This is a genomic window from Pseudomonas sp. GW821-FHT09D08, from assembly GCF_059416305.1.
Genome location: NZ_JBWKOX010000003.1, coordinates 21,980 through 39,475 on the forward strand (window position 1 = coordinate 21,980; position 17,496 = coordinate 39,475).

At 50.9% G+C, this 17,496-nt stretch carries 14 protein-coding genes; 5 read left to right on the top strand and 9 right to left on the bottom strand.

All coding sequences use genetic code 11. The features are described 5' to 3' along the window. Positions 1-11: 11 nt before the first annotated feature. From AC07OP_RS06240 to AC07OP_RS06250, 3 genes are all read left to right on the top strand, one after another. On the top strand, positions 12-794 hold the full coding sequence (locus AC07OP_RS06240; protein WP_115488420.1) for a PIG-L deacetylase family protein: 783 nt from the start codon (positions 12-14) through the stop codon (positions 792-794). A 489-nt stretch (positions 795-1,283) separates the two neighbouring features. Further along, positions 1,284-2,279 carry a glycosyltransferase family 2 protein gene (locus tag AC07OP_RS06245; protein WP_115488421.1) on the top strand — a complete coding sequence of 332 codons (996 nt, stop codon included), beginning with the start codon at positions 1,284-1,286 and terminating at the stop codon, positions 2,277-2,279. Beyond that, positions 2,279-2,617: an EamA family transporter gene (locus tag AC07OP_RS06250; RefSeq protein WP_115488422.1), complete on the top strand. Its 339-nt coding sequence runs from the start codon at positions 2,279-2,281 to the stop codon at positions 2,615-2,617. The genes AC07OP_RS06245 and AC07OP_RS06250 overlap by 1 nt, the downstream gene beginning before the upstream one ends. A gap of 17 nt (positions 2,618-2,634) precedes the next feature. On the opposite strand, the gene cysC is transcribed toward AC07OP_RS06250, so the two are convergent. The 8 genes from cysC to AC07OP_RS06290 form a co-directional block, all read right to left on the bottom strand. Beyond that, the gene (gene cysC / locus AC07OP_RS06255) at positions 2,635-3,228 is read right to left on the bottom strand and encodes an adenylyl-sulfate kinase (protein WP_115488423.1); all 594 of its coding nucleotides are present in this window, start codon (positions 3,226-3,228) and stop codon (positions 2,635-2,637) included. A 35-nt stretch (positions 3,229-3,263) separates the two neighbouring features. Next, a complete protein-coding gene (locus tag AC07OP_RS06260) occupies positions 3,264-4,628 on the bottom strand; it encodes an ABC transporter ATP-binding protein (RefSeq protein ID WP_193603589.1) in 1,365 nt (454 codons plus the stop codon). After that, positions 4,618-5,457 (bottom strand): ABC transporter permease, encoded by an 840-nt coding sequence (locus tag AC07OP_RS06265; protein WP_115488424.1) that lies wholly within the window; start codon positions 5,455-5,457, stop codon positions 4,618-4,620. The genes AC07OP_RS06260 and AC07OP_RS06265 overlap by 11 nt, the downstream gene beginning before the upstream one ends. A gap of 288 nt (positions 5,458-5,745) precedes the next feature. After that, positions 5,746-7,200, bottom strand: coding sequence for a hypothetical protein (locus AC07OP_RS06270; protein WP_115488425.1), 1,455 nt, complete (start codon positions 7,198-7,200; stop codon positions 5,746-5,748). 29 nt (positions 7,201-7,229) lie between these two features. Next, positions 7,230-8,498, bottom strand: coding sequence for a glycosyl transferase (locus tag AC07OP_RS06275; RefSeq protein WP_495100655.1), 1,269 nt, complete (start codon positions 8,496-8,498; stop codon positions 7,230-7,232). Beyond that, complete coding sequence (locus tag AC07OP_RS06280) at positions 8,495-10,144, bottom strand: glycosyltransferase (protein WP_495100654.1); 1,650 nt, start codon at positions 10,142-10,144, stop codon at positions 8,495-8,497. The genes AC07OP_RS06275 and AC07OP_RS06280 overlap by 4 nt, the downstream gene beginning before the upstream one ends. 58 nt (positions 10,145-10,202) lie before the next feature. Beyond that, positions 10,203-11,840: a hypothetical protein gene (locus AC07OP_RS06285; RefSeq protein ID WP_193603591.1), complete on the bottom strand. Its 1,638-nt coding sequence runs from the start codon at positions 11,838-11,840 to the stop codon at positions 10,203-10,205. A gap of 200 nt (positions 11,841-12,040) precedes the next feature. After that, positions 12,041-13,018 (bottom strand): glycosyltransferase family 2 protein, encoded by a 978-nt coding sequence (locus AC07OP_RS06290; RefSeq protein WP_227451574.1) that lies wholly within the window; start codon positions 13,016-13,018, stop codon positions 12,041-12,043. A gap of 800 nt (positions 13,019-13,818) precedes the next feature. On the opposite strand from AC07OP_RS06290, the gene AC07OP_RS06295 reads away from it, so the two are divergent. Beyond that, positions 13,819-15,222, top strand: a complete 1,404-nt coding sequence (locus AC07OP_RS06295) for an FAD/NAD(P)-binding protein (RefSeq protein ID WP_495100653.1) — start codon at positions 13,819-13,821, stop codon at positions 15,220-15,222. A gap of 58 nt (positions 15,223-15,280) precedes the next feature. Here AC07OP_RS06295 and AC07OP_RS06300 read toward each other — a convergent pair whose 3' ends face one another. Continuing rightward, a complete protein-coding gene (locus tag AC07OP_RS06300; RefSeq protein WP_495100652.1) occupies positions 15,281-16,141 on the bottom strand; it encodes a DMT family transporter in 861 nt (286 codons plus the stop codon). 426 nt (positions 16,142-16,567) lie between these two features. On the opposite strand from AC07OP_RS06300, the gene AC07OP_RS06305 reads away from it, so the two are divergent. After that, a complete protein-coding gene (locus AC07OP_RS06305; RefSeq protein ID WP_495100651.1) occupies positions 16,568-17,359 on the top strand; it encodes a CPBP family intramembrane glutamic endopeptidase in 792 nt (263 codons plus the stop codon). Positions 17,360-17,496: the final 137 nt, after the last annotated feature.

The following is a 17,496-nucleotide window of genomic DNA, read 5'->3' on the forward strand; positions in this document are numbered from 1 at the left end:
AGCCCCTTTAAATGAAGCCAGTTTCTGTATTTTTTATGCCTCACCAAGATGACGAGTTTGGTTTATTCCATCAAATCGAACAGGAATTAGCTGCTGACCGGAGGGTGCGCTGCATTTACGTAACCGATGGCTCCGCCACTGCTGATCCTGATCGCCGAGACAGTGAATCGCGTGCAGTTCTGAGCAAACTCGGCCTTAGCAAAGATGACATCCTTTTTGTGGGTCGAGAATTATCAATTACAGATGGTCATCTGCATCAGCACATAAACGTTCTTGTCGACTGGCTTGATAAATTTCTCAATGAGCATCCAACTCTTCAGACTTGCTTTGTGCCTGCTTGGGAGGGCGGCCATCCTGACCACGATGTGCTTCACGCCATTGTTGTTGAAGTAATGGCAGCACGCTCACACCCAGCCATGATCTGGCAATATCCGCTTTACAATGCTCGAAACTGCGCAGGCCCGTTATTCCGTGTATTGTCACCAATTCCAGAAAATGGTCCAGCTGAACTGCAATCGATCACCTGGAGAGCTCGGTTTCGCTATATAAAACTTTGTCTTTCTTATCCATCCCAATGGCGCAGTTGGCTAGGTTTATTCCCGTTTGTAGGGGGGCACTATTTATGCTACGGCATTCAATCCTTACAAGCAGTCAAAAAAGATCGTTTAAAATATCCGCCGCATCAACAGCCTCTTTATTACGAAAAACGCGGATTTCTTGACTGGCCTAGCATGTGCGTTGCCATAGAGCAACTTCATCAGAAACTATCAGAACCGCAGCAACCTCGTTCATAACTAACCTCACATCTGACCTACTTGCAAGCTCATACAACTTAAAGCATGACGCCCTGTTATCCAGGGTGCGCTCCCCGACAACCCCGAGGGATGAACGAGATAACAAAATCTCAAATTTTTTGCGAGAACGGCTTCAGCCTCAACGTATTTCTCATGCAACAGCGACCAGGTTTTTCGCTCGCAAAACCTGGTCCCGGCCATACCACTGCCACGAAATCGTCCCAGCAAGCTCCTCGACGATGCAGCCATTCAGGTAGATCGTCAGCATTCCTCACTCATCACTCGCAGAAAACACCAGCAAGAAGCATGAATGCCAGGTGGTCAGGCAAAGGACGCAAATGCATTGTTTTTTTAAAATGAACAGAATCGTTTTTTTTGAATCGAAGATAGCGTCAAAGGCTACAAATTTTAATTCGATTCAACGGTTCTTGATTACTAGTGAATATGCTAATCTTAATTTAATTTTTGCATGAGAGATGGAGCACTCGCGTGTCAGATCAAGCGATAAATATAGCGGTTTTGATCCCCAGCTATAAGGTAAAGAACCACATATTGGAAGTTATCCGGCTGATCGGACCGGAAGTTTGTAAAATCTACGTGGTTGACGACTGCTGCCCGGAAGCCTCGGGCGACTTCGTCATTCAACACTGCACCGATGAGCGGGTAGTCGTGCTGCGTAACCCTGTCAATCTGGGGGTTGGCGGAGCTGTGATGACAGGGTACAAAGCCGCTATTGCGGATGGAATGGATATTATTGTCAAAATTGACGGTGACGGACAAATGGACCCGAGCCTGATCAGTGACTTTGTCTCCCCCATCATTTCAGGCAATGCGGACTACACGAAAGGCAATCGATTTTTCAATTTAGAAAAAATATCGGAAATGCCTAAAATTCGGCTTTTCGGAAACGCTGTATTGTCGTTTATGACGAAGCTATCCTCAGGATATTGGGAGTTGTTCGATCCAACAAACGGTTATACCGCCATTCATAGCGAAATAGCCAAACACCTTCCCCTTGACAAAATAAGCCAGCGCTATTTCTTTGAAACCGATATGCTTTTTCGCCTTAACACACTGAGCGCCGTTGTAATTGATATCCCCATGGACGCCAAGTATGAAGATGAAGTTAGCAATCTTAAGGTTTCAAAAGTAATTGGAGAGTTTTTAATTAAACATATTCGAAACTTTGGAAAGCGTATCTTCTACAATTATTATCTTAGAGGCATGTCACTGGCATCGATAGAGTTGCCACTCGGCCTGATATTACTGACAGCGGGATCGATATTCGGGATTAGTCATTGGATTGAGTCCTTACAGCAAAATGTACCAACCCCTGCCGGTACCGTAATGCTGTCCGCACTACCTGTCATCATCGGAATCCAGCTTCTACTTGCCTTTATTGGGCATGACATCTCGACTTCGCCGCGCCAAGCCTTCCACGTGCTGCGCAAGAGACACATACTACATAAAAAGGACCTGCGTTAATGACTTACCTGATAGCATTTGCCTGTGTTATTGGTATCGCAACCGGGCAAATTCTTTTTAAACTCAGTGCCGTTTCTCTTCATCAAAGTGGCAGTTGGTTTGATATTAAAACGCTGATTACCTTGTTTTCGGCTTTCGCCTTGTACGGAGTAACCACAATAGCTTGGATATGGGTACTACAAAAAATCGACTTAGGCAAAGCATACCCATTAATGGCTCTAGCGTTCGTGCTGGTCCCAGTAGGTAGCCATTTCGTTTTTGGAGAACGCTTTCATCCACAATATTTCGTTGGCGTTGCTATTATCATGCTAGGTATCACCGTTATCGTGAAGTCTTGATGTGACGAGCGCGATGATTATACCAACGCGCGCGCGTCCAGATATTCCATGACCTTCGAAACCACTGTTGATACATCGTCGTCTAATGTATTGAGATGAATATCGGGGGCACGTGGAGGTTCGTAAATAGAGTCAATGCCCGTAAACTTTTTTATCAGTCCTTTACGGGCTTTAACATACAGTCCTTTGGGGTCCCGGCGTTCACACTCGGAAAGTGGCGCGTCAATAAAAACCTCTTTAAACATTTCCGCACCAATAACCTCCCGTGCAAGTGCTCGATCTCGTTCGAACGGCGAAATAAATGACGTGATTACAATAAGTCCCGCGTCGACGAATAACCGTGAAACTTCTGCAACGCGTCGTATATTTTCCTCACGGTCAGCATCGGTGAAGCCCAGATCTCGGCATAGCCCCATGCGAACATTGTCGCCATCGATCAAGTATGTATGTCGACCTCGTTCAACCAAGGCCAGTTCAATCGCATTGGCAACAGTGGTTTTTCCAGCACCGCTTAGCCCGGTCAACCACAGCACAAGTGGTTTCTGTCCTTTCAAGGTTGCCCTGGCATGCGCACTTACGCTATGTTTTTGAAATACTAAGTTGTTGATCATTACACCGCGCTCATGGGAATTTGATGGTTCGAGTGTTAAGTATTTTCACGGCTGGAAATTAGTACATCAGGGACACATTTAAAATCCACGACTCCTGTTGCCAATTGTTCACTTACCGGCAGCACTCGGAACAAGCAGGCATCTAAAAGGCGATGCAGATATGTTTCATCTCCTCTGACTGAGCCCAGCGCCCCCGCATTCACAAAATACGTTCCCGGATTTAGACTGCACTCAAAGGCAAACTCAACCTGAACTACAGTCCCGGGTGATACGTAACTGATAGCGTCTTGAGGGCTCATGGCAGTCACAGCTCCCCCCAGCTCGACGCCAGCCAACGTTTTGATCATCATACCGAAACGCAATCCAGTAGCAGCAACTGAAAAATTAACCTTATAGGTGTAACGATACGTTCTCCCTCGCGTCAGGCAGTTCACAGGTTCGCCAGCAAGGTTCACGATCTGTGGTGAGTCGATGACTGCGCCATGGGATTCGTAGGAGAGTTCGCTTTGTGATTTCAAATGAGGATCGTAAAAATCTTCGATCTCTGCAATATTATTTTTCGAAAGCGTATGTTGACTGGAGCCCGCCATTACGTTCAACGTCGTCAGGGCTACATCCCCCTCCGCACTGACTATGGCACGAATACTCTCTACCTTATCGGCGGGCGCATAAAGCAGCTTTTGATATTTTCCGATAACATTTTTCGGAGCACCTTCCGTGAGCTTATCACCATTATCCAAAAGAATGGCACGATCACATAGCTCGACAATTGTACTACCTGAGTGCGATACAAAAAGAATTGTGGCGCCATTAGCCTTAATGGCTTCAATGCGTGCGAAACACTTACGCTGAAATAGTTCATCACCGACAGATAATGCCTCGTCGACAATAAGAATTTGCGGATCCACATTGATTGCCACGGCAAAAGCGAGGCGCACCATCATACCGCTTGAATAACTTTTGACCGGCTGGTCAATAAAATCACCTATTTCTGCGAAGGCTTCGATTTCGGAAAACCGAGAATCTGTTTCCTCCCGCGATAATCCCAGCACTGCCGCGTTCATATATACATTTTCACGCCCACTGAAGTCCGGATTAAAACCTGAACCTAACTCAAGCAATGCGGCTACTCGGCCAGACGTTAGAACTTCTCCTGCTGTAGGCGTTAAGGTTCCACAAATAATTTGCAATAGTGTCGATTTACCACTGCCATTGCGCCCAATAATACCTACCGTCTCGCCCTTTTTTACGACAAATGAAATATCCCGCAGCGCCCAAAACTCTCTGAAGTATTTTTTTCTTCGACCATTAAACATTTGCAAAAAACGATCACGCGGGCTGTCATAAATATGGAAACACTTGTTGACACCATTTACTTTTATTGCAATATCAGAGCACATCAGAAAACCCTTTTCGCATTTTCTGAAACGCTACAAACCCCGCCCAGAAAACGATCAACGCAATAATAAAATAATTAAGCAACCCAATGAAATCTGGCATTTTCCCCCAAATCAAAACATCACGAGCTTGTTCAATTATAAACGTCAGAGGATTGGCCATAATGAGCGGTTGAAATTCCGGCGGTAAGTTTTTTACAGGAAAAAACACAGGCGCCAGAAACATCATCATGGTGGTAATTATTGTTACTGTTTGTCCAACATCCCGTAGAAAAACACCCAAAGACGCAAGAAACCATGCAAGCCCTAGCGCAAGAATCAATAACGGAAAGAGCACAAAAGGAAGGAACAGCACGTGCCAATGGGGCACACCAATGAGTAGGGTATATGCTATAAGCCAGACCACCAGACTAACAAATGAGTGAAATAGCGCAGCACAAGCGGAAACAACCGGTAGAATCTCAAGTGGAAAAACAACTTTTTTCACATAGTTGACATTCCCCACGATTAAACTGGGAGCACGGTTTAGGATTTCCGCAAACAGGCCATATACGATCATACCGATAAATAAAACGATAGCGAACATGGCTTTGCTTTCTTCCCCGCCCCCCTCTGCCATCCCCCAACGCGAGCGAAATACCACGGAAAAAACAAAGGTGTATACCGCAAGCATCAGCAATGGGTTGAGAAACGACCATCCCAACCCAAGAAATGATCCTTTGTAACGACCCACCACTTCGCGCTTCGTCATCTGACCAATGAGTTGGCGGTTCACCCAAAAACTACGTAATATTGATGTAATGCCAATAGGCTGAGGGGCATGCGGGTTCATAGCTTCCCTCCCGAGTATCTCAAAAGGTCAAAAACAATATAACTAATGATAACCGCTCTCCTAAAACCTGACTTATGCCGTCTCCGAGTACAATGTAAATAAACGGTCATGGCGTTAATACACATAAAAAGCGGACACTATTTTCTTTGATAGGCCAGTGGTTTCGTTGACCGGAAGAAATTACCGGAAGGAACATGACAATACACCTGTATGAAACCATTAGAGCCCAGCCTATACCTAGCGACCATCTGCTTCGAAGTTTGATCAACGAAGCATCACTGATCTCTTTCACTCACTTCTTGCATGTTTACGCTCTTCGACACCTAACAGCAGAATTAAACCCAACACCATGACTAACGGTATTGTCGCAAAAAGATATCTAAAATCCGAAGCGATACTAGTGGGTAGAAAAGAGCCATACATCAGGGCGGTTGCGAGTGCAATGACAGCGCCGATGGATCTAACAGAACCAGGGAGTTTTTTTCGCCCCCCTATAACAACAATTACGACAAGCGCGCCCATCCAAAAAACATGGCGATAAATTGGCCAATTGAAAAATGAAACTGCCATATCATATATTTTTTGGGCTCTTGCACCGGTACCCTGTCGAACGCCTGCAGCAACCAAATACTCCTGATTGCCTTCTACTCCCACAAAAACAGGTAGCGTGCCAGTCAAGCCTCGCAGCCCTAGCAACGTCGCATAGGTCGTCACACGGTGTTTCAAGTAAGCACCTGGGTTCTGCTTGACCATTTCCCACCATTCGTGACGGAGCATTTCACTGGGTATTGTAGCGAACCAAGTACGAACAACCGGGTTCAGGTCAAGGAAATCAATTCTGCTCGGATCGTACGCAGACTTGATGGCCGACAGTTGCTCGCCAGTCACAGGAAGAGCAAGTTCGTTAGGCGGTAGCTTTGAGTTGCTGATAATACCAGCCAGATCAAACTGTATGATGCTGCGAAAACCAACGGAACTGGCGCGGTCACCGGCGCCTTTTACCGTGGAGCTGACCTGATGCTGAATCCCCAAAACGACAATTACGAACGAAACAGCAATCGCGAACGTGGCCAGAATTTTTTTTGCGGGTTTAAGGGAATACATCACGATCATCAACGTCACTAATAGGACCGGCGCCATGAATACGCCTTGCTGACGAGTTTGATAGGCCGCACCTAACAGGATTACCCCCCCTGCAATGCAGCAATAACGACGCAAAGATGAGCCTAAGGTCCCCGCCACAGCACATGCGCAAGCAGCGGTTAACAAAGACGCGAAAAGCACATCTTTCCAGACAATGCCTGCATAAATGAAGATAATTGGGTTCATCATCAGTAATAACGCAAGTGCCACCCGCCACGTAGGAACTTCACTAATGCCCCGCGCAGCACGTCCTTGCAACAGGGTGAGTGCAACAACTGCAAAGGCGCCATAGAGAAGAATCACATTTATCAATACAAACAGGGCAGCAGACAACTCCCCTCCCCCGAGCCACCTTAGCAGGGCCGACATAAAGGGAGGCCCCCAACTAACAGACTGCCCTATACTGGCCTCGTAGAGTTGTATACTCGTGTCCATCGACATCTGCCCAGGGGCATGTATCGCAATTGCAGCACATGCGAGTACAAAGGTGAGCAAGATCACCAGGTAACTGACATAGCTGGAATTCACAGCCAACAATGCAGATAAAACCTTACGTTCACTTGCACCTGTTCGCTGTTGATCAACATCCATTACTGGCATTGCATAAAGTCCTGTTCAAGCAATCGGAGTCATCGTGAAACGCGCTTGGCGATACCAGAGATACCTTCTGTACGAAGGACTTCCCAAGCGCGCTTGGCCAACAATACACCGTGCCGTGGATCGTCAAGTACCTGGCCCAGATGCTCACGAACACGACTGGAACTAAAGACAGCCGGTACCCCACCCGCTTGATAACCTGGAGTCAACGCAGATGTCACACGAAGCATCTCAGCTGCCGCGGATTGGGAATCAAAAAGGGCCGGAAACTCTACGCGCCCTTGAGACTCCCACCAGGCCAGGTAACCGCCGCCTTCAGTCGCAAAAGGGTCAGGAAACGCTTGCTGCAGATCCAGTCGCTCTCGATAAATGAGCCGTGCAGCCTTGGGAATAACTGTACCGTCGGCGAAACGTGAAAACGCCCATGGCACTTGGCTTAAAGGATCCTTCCCCAAGTCAGCAATAGTGTCCGCATACCATTTGATCAATGCGTGTGCAGTTGGCTGGTTCGCCGCGTTTTTCCAGGCCATGGTCCGGTGAGCGCCACTGTCAAAACCAGTGAAGTGATAGAAACCGAGAGGCTGGCCGTCCACCATCACGTTATCTGGCAATTCTCCAGTAATCTGCCGAGTAGTAATGTTCCAGGGAGCCACGTTCAAACGCGACGTTCGCAGGATACACACGCCCTCGAAAAACGCAGGCACCAGATCGATCCAACGCTGATCGGTGAACAAACCGTTGTGAATTTCAGCGCGACAGAAGTAATAGAGACGATCCGACCACCACCGAGCAAACTGCTTGCCTGTTTCCGTAGGCGCGACAGCAAGGAAACCCAGGTTGTAAATGCCGTGCTTAAGGCTGGATATCTCGTTGTCCATGATGGCGGCCAACGTCGGCTCTGGAGTGACCTGGTGAGGCGTCAGCGCAATATTTGAATGCTGGATGGCCTCCAATACATCATTCAAAGGCGAGAACAGTACTGTATCCGGGTCGAGGTAGATCACCCCGCCGCAGTCTGGACGATCAAGCAGACGAGCCAAAAGGAACGGCTTGATGGCTGTCGATAACTCTACGATGGTGTGACAAAACGCCCAGCCGTTTGCATCGGGTATATCGAGGCTGCTGATAGGATGAATTTCGTCAAATGGCTCTGCCGAAAGATCCAGACCGGGCGGCATTTCATCCGACAACGCCAAATGCACCACCCAATCAGGGTGATATTTTTTGATCGACTCAACCAATGCTCGAACTTTTGGGATGTAGTTACAGGCAGCGCTGGTATAAACATGTATTTTTTTCAAGAAATGACCTTAAGGCTTAAAGGATGAAGAGAGCGATCAAAAGCCAGGATATCCTCAAGCAAGCTTGGGCCATCCTGTCGCGTTGCGATATAACCCGCGTCAAGGCTCCGTACCAGGTCAGCTTGAGCCCCCAGGTCCAGGCATATAAGCGGTAGCTTCATCGAAAGGATCTCGTGCGCGACAAAGGAAAACGTTTCAGGGCAAATGGATGGCAGAAAAGCAATACTGATGCCATGCTTTTCGACGATTTTGGGTAAGTCGTCTTGTTCATACGGACCTGTTTCAGTCACCACCTCGCTATGGCAGGGCGCATCGACATTACCGATAACTACAATTCGAACCGGCGCGCCCACTTGATGAATTGCCTCAGCCAGGCTACTCAACACCCCAGCCCCCTTGTGATGGGAGATAGAGCCTATTACGCCGATTGTAAGGTACTGCTGCGGTTGTTTGGGGATGCGGACTTCGCGCAATGGAGTCATATAATGAGGAGAAAGCTTGGCGCGGGCGCCCATGCCAGGGTAAGCGCGTTCAAGTAGCGTACAAGAAGACTTTGAGAAACAGCGAACTTCATCGGCAGCATGTAGCAACTCCCCCCACATTTCACGCCAGCGTACGATCGACCGCTCTCCGGTCAGAGAGACAAATCCATCCGGGTGATCACTCAAACAGGTGTTACACCGTGATATGGAGGGTATACCGCAATACTGCCCTTTATTGTCGAGTAAGAAATGCGACGGACAAACGAGGAAGTACTCATGGATTGCCACCACTAAACTGGCACGGGTTCGCTGCTTCAATGCCAGCATGAACGCTCTAAGGCTCTGCGGATGTGGAAAAGACACAGCGCAGTTGAAAAAGACCTCTTTCAGATCCGCTTGCACCAACAAATCGACAAAACTGTTCAAGTCAGGCAATACGCATGAATAGGTCCCGTTGCGGTCTCGCACCTCCACAAAAGTCTGCATAGAGGACACACGAAAACTGAGCAATATCACCGTATCGCCCGCTGATCGCCAATCAGAAGCCACGCGCTCGCGAAAAAGATTGGCTCCGCCCCCCATTGAATGATCAATCAATAAGCGGCATGGGCCATTTTTCAGGCGTGCCACAAGAGAATCTTCATCCGGGCTCGAAAGTGTAGGGTTACTCCCCCGATACCTGAGGCACTTTTTGACCAGCGTCTTGATACTTCCTCGGCGTAGATAGGCCCACGCCCTTTTAGCGAGGTAAAGGTGTCGTGAAACCTCAGCTTTAGACGTTGCGTTGAGTTCGGGCAAAGCAAGTTCATGACAACCTGTCAGGCCAGCCTGCATCTCAAACACTAGTTCGATCCTCTCTGGGAAGTCTTCCTTCCATCCAGCGATCACCATAAAACCTGAGTTGCCCGCCTGATCATGATGAGGATACGCAGCAGCAACGTCTTCACGCGCCCGCCCCAAGGAAGCGGCAACTCGCTCCACTCGCCCACCGGGAAAGTGCATTTGAAGATGAGCTTTTACAATTACATGCTCAAGATCCAATGCCCACCCGAAACCGAAAAGGCCATGGGGATGACGAACCAAATGATCAATTTGGCAGATTAACGTTGTCAATCGTGTTTCTTTTTCGCTGCAACACTGCAGGCCGGGATCAACTACATCCATGCATATCGGTTCCAATATCGTCTCACTGCCAAGGTTCTTCGACATTCGCCAAAGCCCCCTACTTAATTTGAGTATCCAGACTTGCTTCTTGCAATGACTCCGTCGCATGCGCCGTGTTCGCCTCCACGCATGGCGCCAGTGAATTTGCACGCGCCAACGCTTCCTGCTGTTCCAATACGATTCGCTCAGCGTGAGCCAGAGCATCGGAGGTCTGAATAAGCTGAGCGTTTAGCTTTTGCATTTCTGCCAGACGCTCGAATGCAAGCATCTGCGTCTCCTGAAAACGTGCCTGCACCTCATCTCTGCGCATGAGCTCCAATCGTTGCTCAGCCACGATGCTTTCCGCGTGGGAAAGTGCGGCGCTCAATTCAATCAATTGAGAATCCAATTTCTGCATGTGGTTCAAACGTTCTACTGCAATCAACTCGGCCTCACGGAACAAAGAATAGACCTCATCTTGGCGCGCAAGCATGCCCTGTTGATCCAAGACGATCTGCTCGGCCCGAGCGAGTGCTGCACTGGATTGATTCAATTGAGCATCAAGTTTTTGAATTTGCTCCAGACGCTCGACTGCCAGCGCCTCGGATTGGCGCAGACGCGTAACAGCAGCATCCGACCACGCAGACTTTTCCCTCTGCTCGCTTGCGTGGTTGATCAAAGACTGCCGTTCTAACACGATCTGCTCGGCACGGAACAGCGCATCACTGGTCCGGATAAGTTGAGCATTGAGCTTCTGCATCTCGTCAAGACGCTCAACTGCCAACTTTTCGGCGACTGCCAATCCTTTGGTCAAAGCACTAATTCGTGACTCCATGACCGAGAGCTGTCGGTCATTCTTGTAAAACTCTTGAATTGACAGGAGTGCCGGGATGATATCACGTTGATATTCAGTCGTTATGCTCACCCATTGAACGCTCTTGCGAAAGTCACTGGGGCTCACTCCATGCTCTATGGCGCTACGCACACAGTCATAAGCTCTCACGACGAGCGATGGAAGACTTATCTGACGGGCACCGGAACCATGTGAGAGAGTTGGAGCGATGAAGTCTCGTGCAAAGCGGTCAACCGTGTCTTGATCTGGTGTCAACTTCAGCCAGTGCGCAACACCTGATAAAAAGGCGGCAGGTTGAAAAAGCAGGTCATCAAACGCGAAAAATCGCATGTCCTCACTAATATCCAAATACTCCAAAGCCCCGAGCAGGTGTGTCATCCAGAGCCAGGCTGCACGGTCAACGGAAATACCATCGCGCCGAGCCAGTGAATGGGCCACCTCGGCCGGATCGCGCACCACCATCATCAGTTGAGGCTTGACTTCCAATTGAACGAAAACCTCACCCCAAAAAGGTGCCAACTGGCACATCCTTGGATCCTTGAACCCCCAGGCTGGAGCTTCGCCAAATAAGCCCTGAACCAACTCGACCGCTTCATCGATATATTCTTGCCACCGGTCCCCGCCTACCAGTTCTGGTGGCAAGGGAGAGTCCCAGCGACGGTCGAGCGAGGTGAGCAGCCTGTTATTGAATTCGACTACCTGGCGCTCTTCAAAATAGCCTTTGGGATTCCATTCATCACCTTGATACAGGGAGCTGCCCATGGTCAAACCTAGCTGCTCAAGCCCAGCAGCGATGGCACTGGTGCCACTGCGATGCATACCCAGAACGATCACTACATTTTTATTCACGCCAACTGGATACATTATCGAAACTCTAGTGTTGGATAACAAAAAAACTGCTGGAGGCAGTGATCGTTTATGCAATCAGCAGCTTTAAGGATGATCATAAACGAACAGAATGATATGAGTTCGAAAGCCACCTACGAATGACTCATACGAGAGGATACTCATCCACGCATTTGAGCCCACTGGGCAGATCGGCGTCCTGCATGCACCTGCTAAAGTCAAATTTTTTTCATTATGGCCGCAAGCAAAAGCCCTAAATTCCCTAAAAGGGTTTGCCGATAGAGCCCTGCCAACCATATGCCTGAAACTCTGCGAAAAACCGTCTGCGTTCGAGCAGCTTTAAAATATGCAAGCGTGTCTTGATTTTTTTTGCAAAGACGATGATGCATGGAGTCGAGGCCCCGAATATTCTGGTCATTCCATTCGTGAAACCGTCCTTGAAAAACCATCCGCAGTCGAATCAATCGAGCCGCCCACCCAATGTTGCTGCCAACCACATTCTCAGCGTGCTGACGATATTTTATCCTAGGCTGTGGGTCGTAGTGAATGCGCCCGCCCGCTCCTGAAACCAACTGGTATAGCCACCAGTCGTGAGCTGGCACACTCAGGGTGTTGCCCGCCTCGCGCAACAGCGCACGAGCAGCGTTGTTAAAGACCATGGTGTTACCCCCGGCAATACTTTGAACCAGCGCATTGCTAAAGCCTGGGGCGAGGCGAAAACACGGCGAATATCCAAGATGCTCGCCCGTTTCGCTGATCAACTGGGTACGGCCGCAATAAAGCGCAGGGGTATCTGCAGGCACAGTCTGCAACCAAGCCAGCGCCACTTCCAGCTTGTCTTCGTTCCAGATGTCATCTTGATCCGACCAGGCAAAAAAATCCGCATCATCCACATCCACACTGGAGGTCAACGAGAGGAAATTGGCAGCATACCCCCTGCGAGGTCCCATCATTATTCCCAGGCGAGCATGACCCCAACGGCTACCGAAATCCTTCAGCAGCGAAAGAGTTCCGTCTTGCGAACCGTCGTCTGACACCACCAAACTCCAGTTGGTATGAGTCTGTCGCTCAAGCGACTCAAGCTGCTCACCCAGAAATGATTGGCCGTTGTACGTGCACATCAGTACGACAACTTTTGCTGCGCAAATAGCGTGCGGCTGAAGGCGAGAAGGACTATGCAATGTATTAATAGACACAAATATCTCGCGGTGATGCACTCACGTCCTGTAGGAATCAGGGGTATGTGCCCTAAGAAAAAAGAATTATTGCAGTTATGTTCAGAAGGCACAATCTTCGTGACCAATGGTCAGGCGTACCAATGACGCGCAGCGTCAAACCTGCTGCGTCGCATGCCAAGCCCCTTGAGCTAGAGCCCCGCAGCCCTGAATACTGTTCCTACCCCATATACGAGTAACCGCCTCCCTATTACCACTGCATTACTCTTATGAGAATTTTTATGTCGATGACTCGTAGTGCCGCATACAAAATGCGGCGCGAAGACACTTACCCTATAAATAAGTTCACTAATTTTTCGCATTCTAATCCCCCAACATCTTGATAGATGAAAAATGCATCTATGGAGGAGTTTTTATGACTGGCAAACGCATCGCTGAATACATCGTTGGCTTTAACAACAACGAGCGGCTGCACTCAAAACTGGGATATCTGCCACCGAAAGTTTACAAACGGGCAATGGCATAGAAACCACCTATTGAGGTGTCCGGAACGAGTTGGCTACAGCAATGATCGTCGAAGTGACTTCTCTACCACTGCTTAAATCGCGCTTAGGTATCACTCATATAGCCACCCTTGACTGAAAAACCGTGGTTCAGATCAATAAATGTCGAACCCCGTAAAACATGTACTGGAATGCCATCCTCATCCACTCCACTATGCACTCACAGCAGGTGCGTTCATGCTCCCGCAGACCCCACCGAGGTTGAAGAACCTAATAAGGTGTCCATTGCAAAGTCACCACGTTCAAACTGGAGCAAGGATGAAGACCCAGACTATCGCGATTATTGGCGCAGGCTTTTGCGGCTCGACGTTAGCCGTACGTTTACTGCGCAATACATCCGCCATGTACCAGAAAATAGTATTGATCAGCCGGCCGGGCGCTGTAGCTCGAGGCGTTGCCTATGGAACCCGCTCGTACACGCATTTGCTCAACGTCCCCGCGGGCAGAATGAATGCTCTGAGTGACAATGAAGACAGTTTCCATGATTTTGCAAAAAACCATGATCCCGACGCTACCTCAGGGTCCTTTGTACAAAGAAGGCTCTATGGTGATTACCTGGAAGCATTGCTGAATGACGCCGTGGAAAACGCAGCGGAAGGTTGCGAATTGTGCAATGTCACAGGCGAAGTAGTGGACGTAATCCCCCATGCAACTGGCTACGGGGCTCGCCTGATCATGAAAGACGCAAGGCATTTTGACGTCGACAAGGTCGTCTTGAGTATCGGCAATTGCACTCGCCAACACCCCTCCATTAATGCGGAGCATCAGCTATTTTACTCAGACCCGCGCTATGTACATGACCCATGGAAGACCGACGCGCTCAGCAATGTCGGCCCAGGTGATCCTATCCTCCTGATCGGAAGCGGACTGACGATGCTGGATGTGGTACTTGACCTACGGGACCGTGGTCATCAGGGAGTGATTTATGCAGTGTCTCGTCGAGGCTTGGCCCCCCAACCTCATCGAGTGCTGAATGCACTCCCGTCCTACGATGCCCAACTGCCCCAACTCATGTTGGAAAACTGTACGATCCGTCACTATGTGCGCACAGTTCGTGACGCCGTAAAGCTCCATGCCCGTACAGGCGGGGACTGGAGGGATGTGATCGGCGGACTCAGATCAACTACAGCACAACTCTGGCACGCACTCCCCATACTAGAGCGGCGGCGCTTTTTGCGTCACGTGCGTCCGTATTGGGACACTCATCGCCACCGCTGCGCCCCACAACCGGGAGCAGTCATGCAGGCCGAGATCGACAGCGGCAAACTCAAACTCTTCGCAGGGCGAGTAACAGGCTACGAATCCGATAAGAACCATGTAAACGTACTTCTCAAACGTCGCGGTGCCAAGAGCGAGGAACACATTAAAGTCGGTGCTGTGATCAACTGTACGACCCCCGCATTAGATCTCCGGCAATTGAATGATCCATTGCTGATCTCGCTACGAACTGGCGGCTTGCTGGTGCCAGATACACTTGGAACAGGCATGCAAATAGCACCTTCAGGGGCGCTCCTCGGTTGCGACGGAACAGAATCACGCTGGCTGTATTACGTCGGCCCCTTCCTTCAGACGCGTGACTGGGAAGCTACGGCAGTACCGGAATTACGCGAATACGTGAAACACATGGCAGACACGCTGACAACCGCTGTCACTGGCCAGTAGCCTGTGGGCAGCGCCCCCCTCCTGCGCCCACGACGACGAAGGAGGGAGGCAAGAACACCTAGCCTTTACGAAACACCAACACCAACCCAACGACAATCAAGCCCATCCCCAGCAGACTCAGCATGGCGGGCTTGTTGCCGAAGATCAGGTAATCCATCACCGCCGTCACCGCCGGCACCAGGTAGAACAGGCTGGTGACATTCACCAGGTTGCCCCGGGCGATCAGGCGGTACAGCAACAGCGTTGCCAGCAACGACACCACCAGGCCCATCCACAGCACCGGCAGGTAAAAGCCGGCGTTGTGTTCAACGTGGAACGGCTGGAACGGCACAAACACCAAACACAACAGCAGCCCCGCCAGGTACTGCACCGGCAGGGTGCCGAGGGGGTTGTCGGTGATGCGCTTTTGCATGATCGAGCCGAAGGTCATGCTTGCCAGGGCCAGCAGCCCGAACAGCATCCCGGCCAGGGACATACCCGCCAGCCCGATGCCTTGGTAGACCACCATGATCAGCCCGGCCAAGCCCAGACTCAGGCCGAACATCCGGCGCCAGGATCGCTGGCGCTCCATCAGCACCACGGTGAGGATCGGCTGCACCCCCATGATGGTCGCCATGACGCCGGGGGTGACGCTGAGGTCCAGGGCCAACAGATAGAAAATCTGATAGGCCCCCAGCAATACCAACCCGGTTGCCGCCGCGTACAACAGGGGCTTGCCGGGACGCGGCAGTTTCAACCGCAGGACCGGCACCAGGATCACCAGCCCCGCCAGGGCGATGGCAAAACGGATCAGCAGGAAGGCGAAGGGCGAAGCATGGGCCAGGCCCAGTTTGGAGAAGATCGCCCCACTGCTCCACAGCAGGACAAACAGGCTCGTCGAGGCCGCCGCGGCCACGGAGTGTTTCGAAAGAACGGACATGGTTACCACCTGTAATCAGGCAAAAAAAGCCGATTCAGCCGCAGAGGCTGAAATTCAGTAGTTTTTTTTCGGGCAGGCAGAGCGGGCACAGCAACGTGCCGATCAGCCCGAAATGCCAACACCCGGCGGTGATACGACTGCGTACACCGGCGTGCTACTGACAGGTGGGGGGTAGTGACTGATCTGCGCAGGCTGCTTGTTCGCGCACGGCACGCGCACAGCGTTGACCGCTGAATCGACTACCGCTATGCGCAGGGAAGCTGGCATGTGCTGATCTTTTTGACGGGATAAGGACGCAAGGACTATAACCAGCCGATGACATGTTTTGCAATCACTCGCCCAAGCCCTTTTGCGGGGAGGCGTTTTCACGTTTCGGCGCGCGGGCCGTCGCTATAATGCCGACCGGTTTTTTCCAAGGATTCCCCCATGCTCGCACTGCCCTGGCTGTACCTGGCGCTTCTTTCCATCGGCTATGTGCTGGCCTTGGCCTACGGGCAATTGGGCGTACTGGCGCTGGTGTCCGTCGCCCTGCTGTTGATCGCCGGCTATGCCGTACGCCAGCAGCGCACGCCGTGGGCGCGTTACCTGGGTCACGGGCTGTTTATCGTGTTGGCGCTAGGCCTGGCGATGCACTGGCTGCCGGGGTTCTATAACGGTCGCGGCATTGCCCCGCAGCGCTTCACCCCCGATGCCGTGCCGTTCTCGATGTACCTGAACCTGGACAAGCCGTTGATTGGTTTCTGGTTGCTGCTGGCCTGCCCGTGGATTGTGGCGCGGCGTTCGTTGCGCCTGTCGATCTGCGTCACCGCGTTGGCACTGACCCTTACCGCCATCGTCGCGCTCGGTGGCGCAGCCTTGCTGGGCGTGATCAGTTGGGCGCCGAAATGGCCGGACCAGGCCTGGCTGTGGGTACTCAACAACCTGTTGCTGGTGACCCTGGTGGAAGAAGCCCTGTTCCGTGGCTACATTCAAGGCGGCTTGAGCCGACGCTTCAAACAGTTGCCCTACGGCGAAAACCTCGCACTGCTGCTGGCATCGCTGCTGTTCGGCCTGGTGCACGTGGGTGCGGGGTGGCAATGGGTGCTGCTGGCGGGCATCGCCGGGGTCGGTTATGGCCTGGCGTATCGGTTTGGCGGGCTGGGTGCGGCGATTGCCACGCACTTTGGCTTGAATCTGCTTCACTTCGGGTTGTTTACCTATCCGATGCTGGCAGGCTGATGACTGCCTTCGGCGCTGCCCTGGTACTTTTACGACATTGGTAACACCTCGTAACCAGCCGAACGGTCAGTAGTCGGCCGCGTGCCCTTTGGGCAGAATCCCCCTTCGTTATCGCCCCACTCCGCACAACCCGGTCC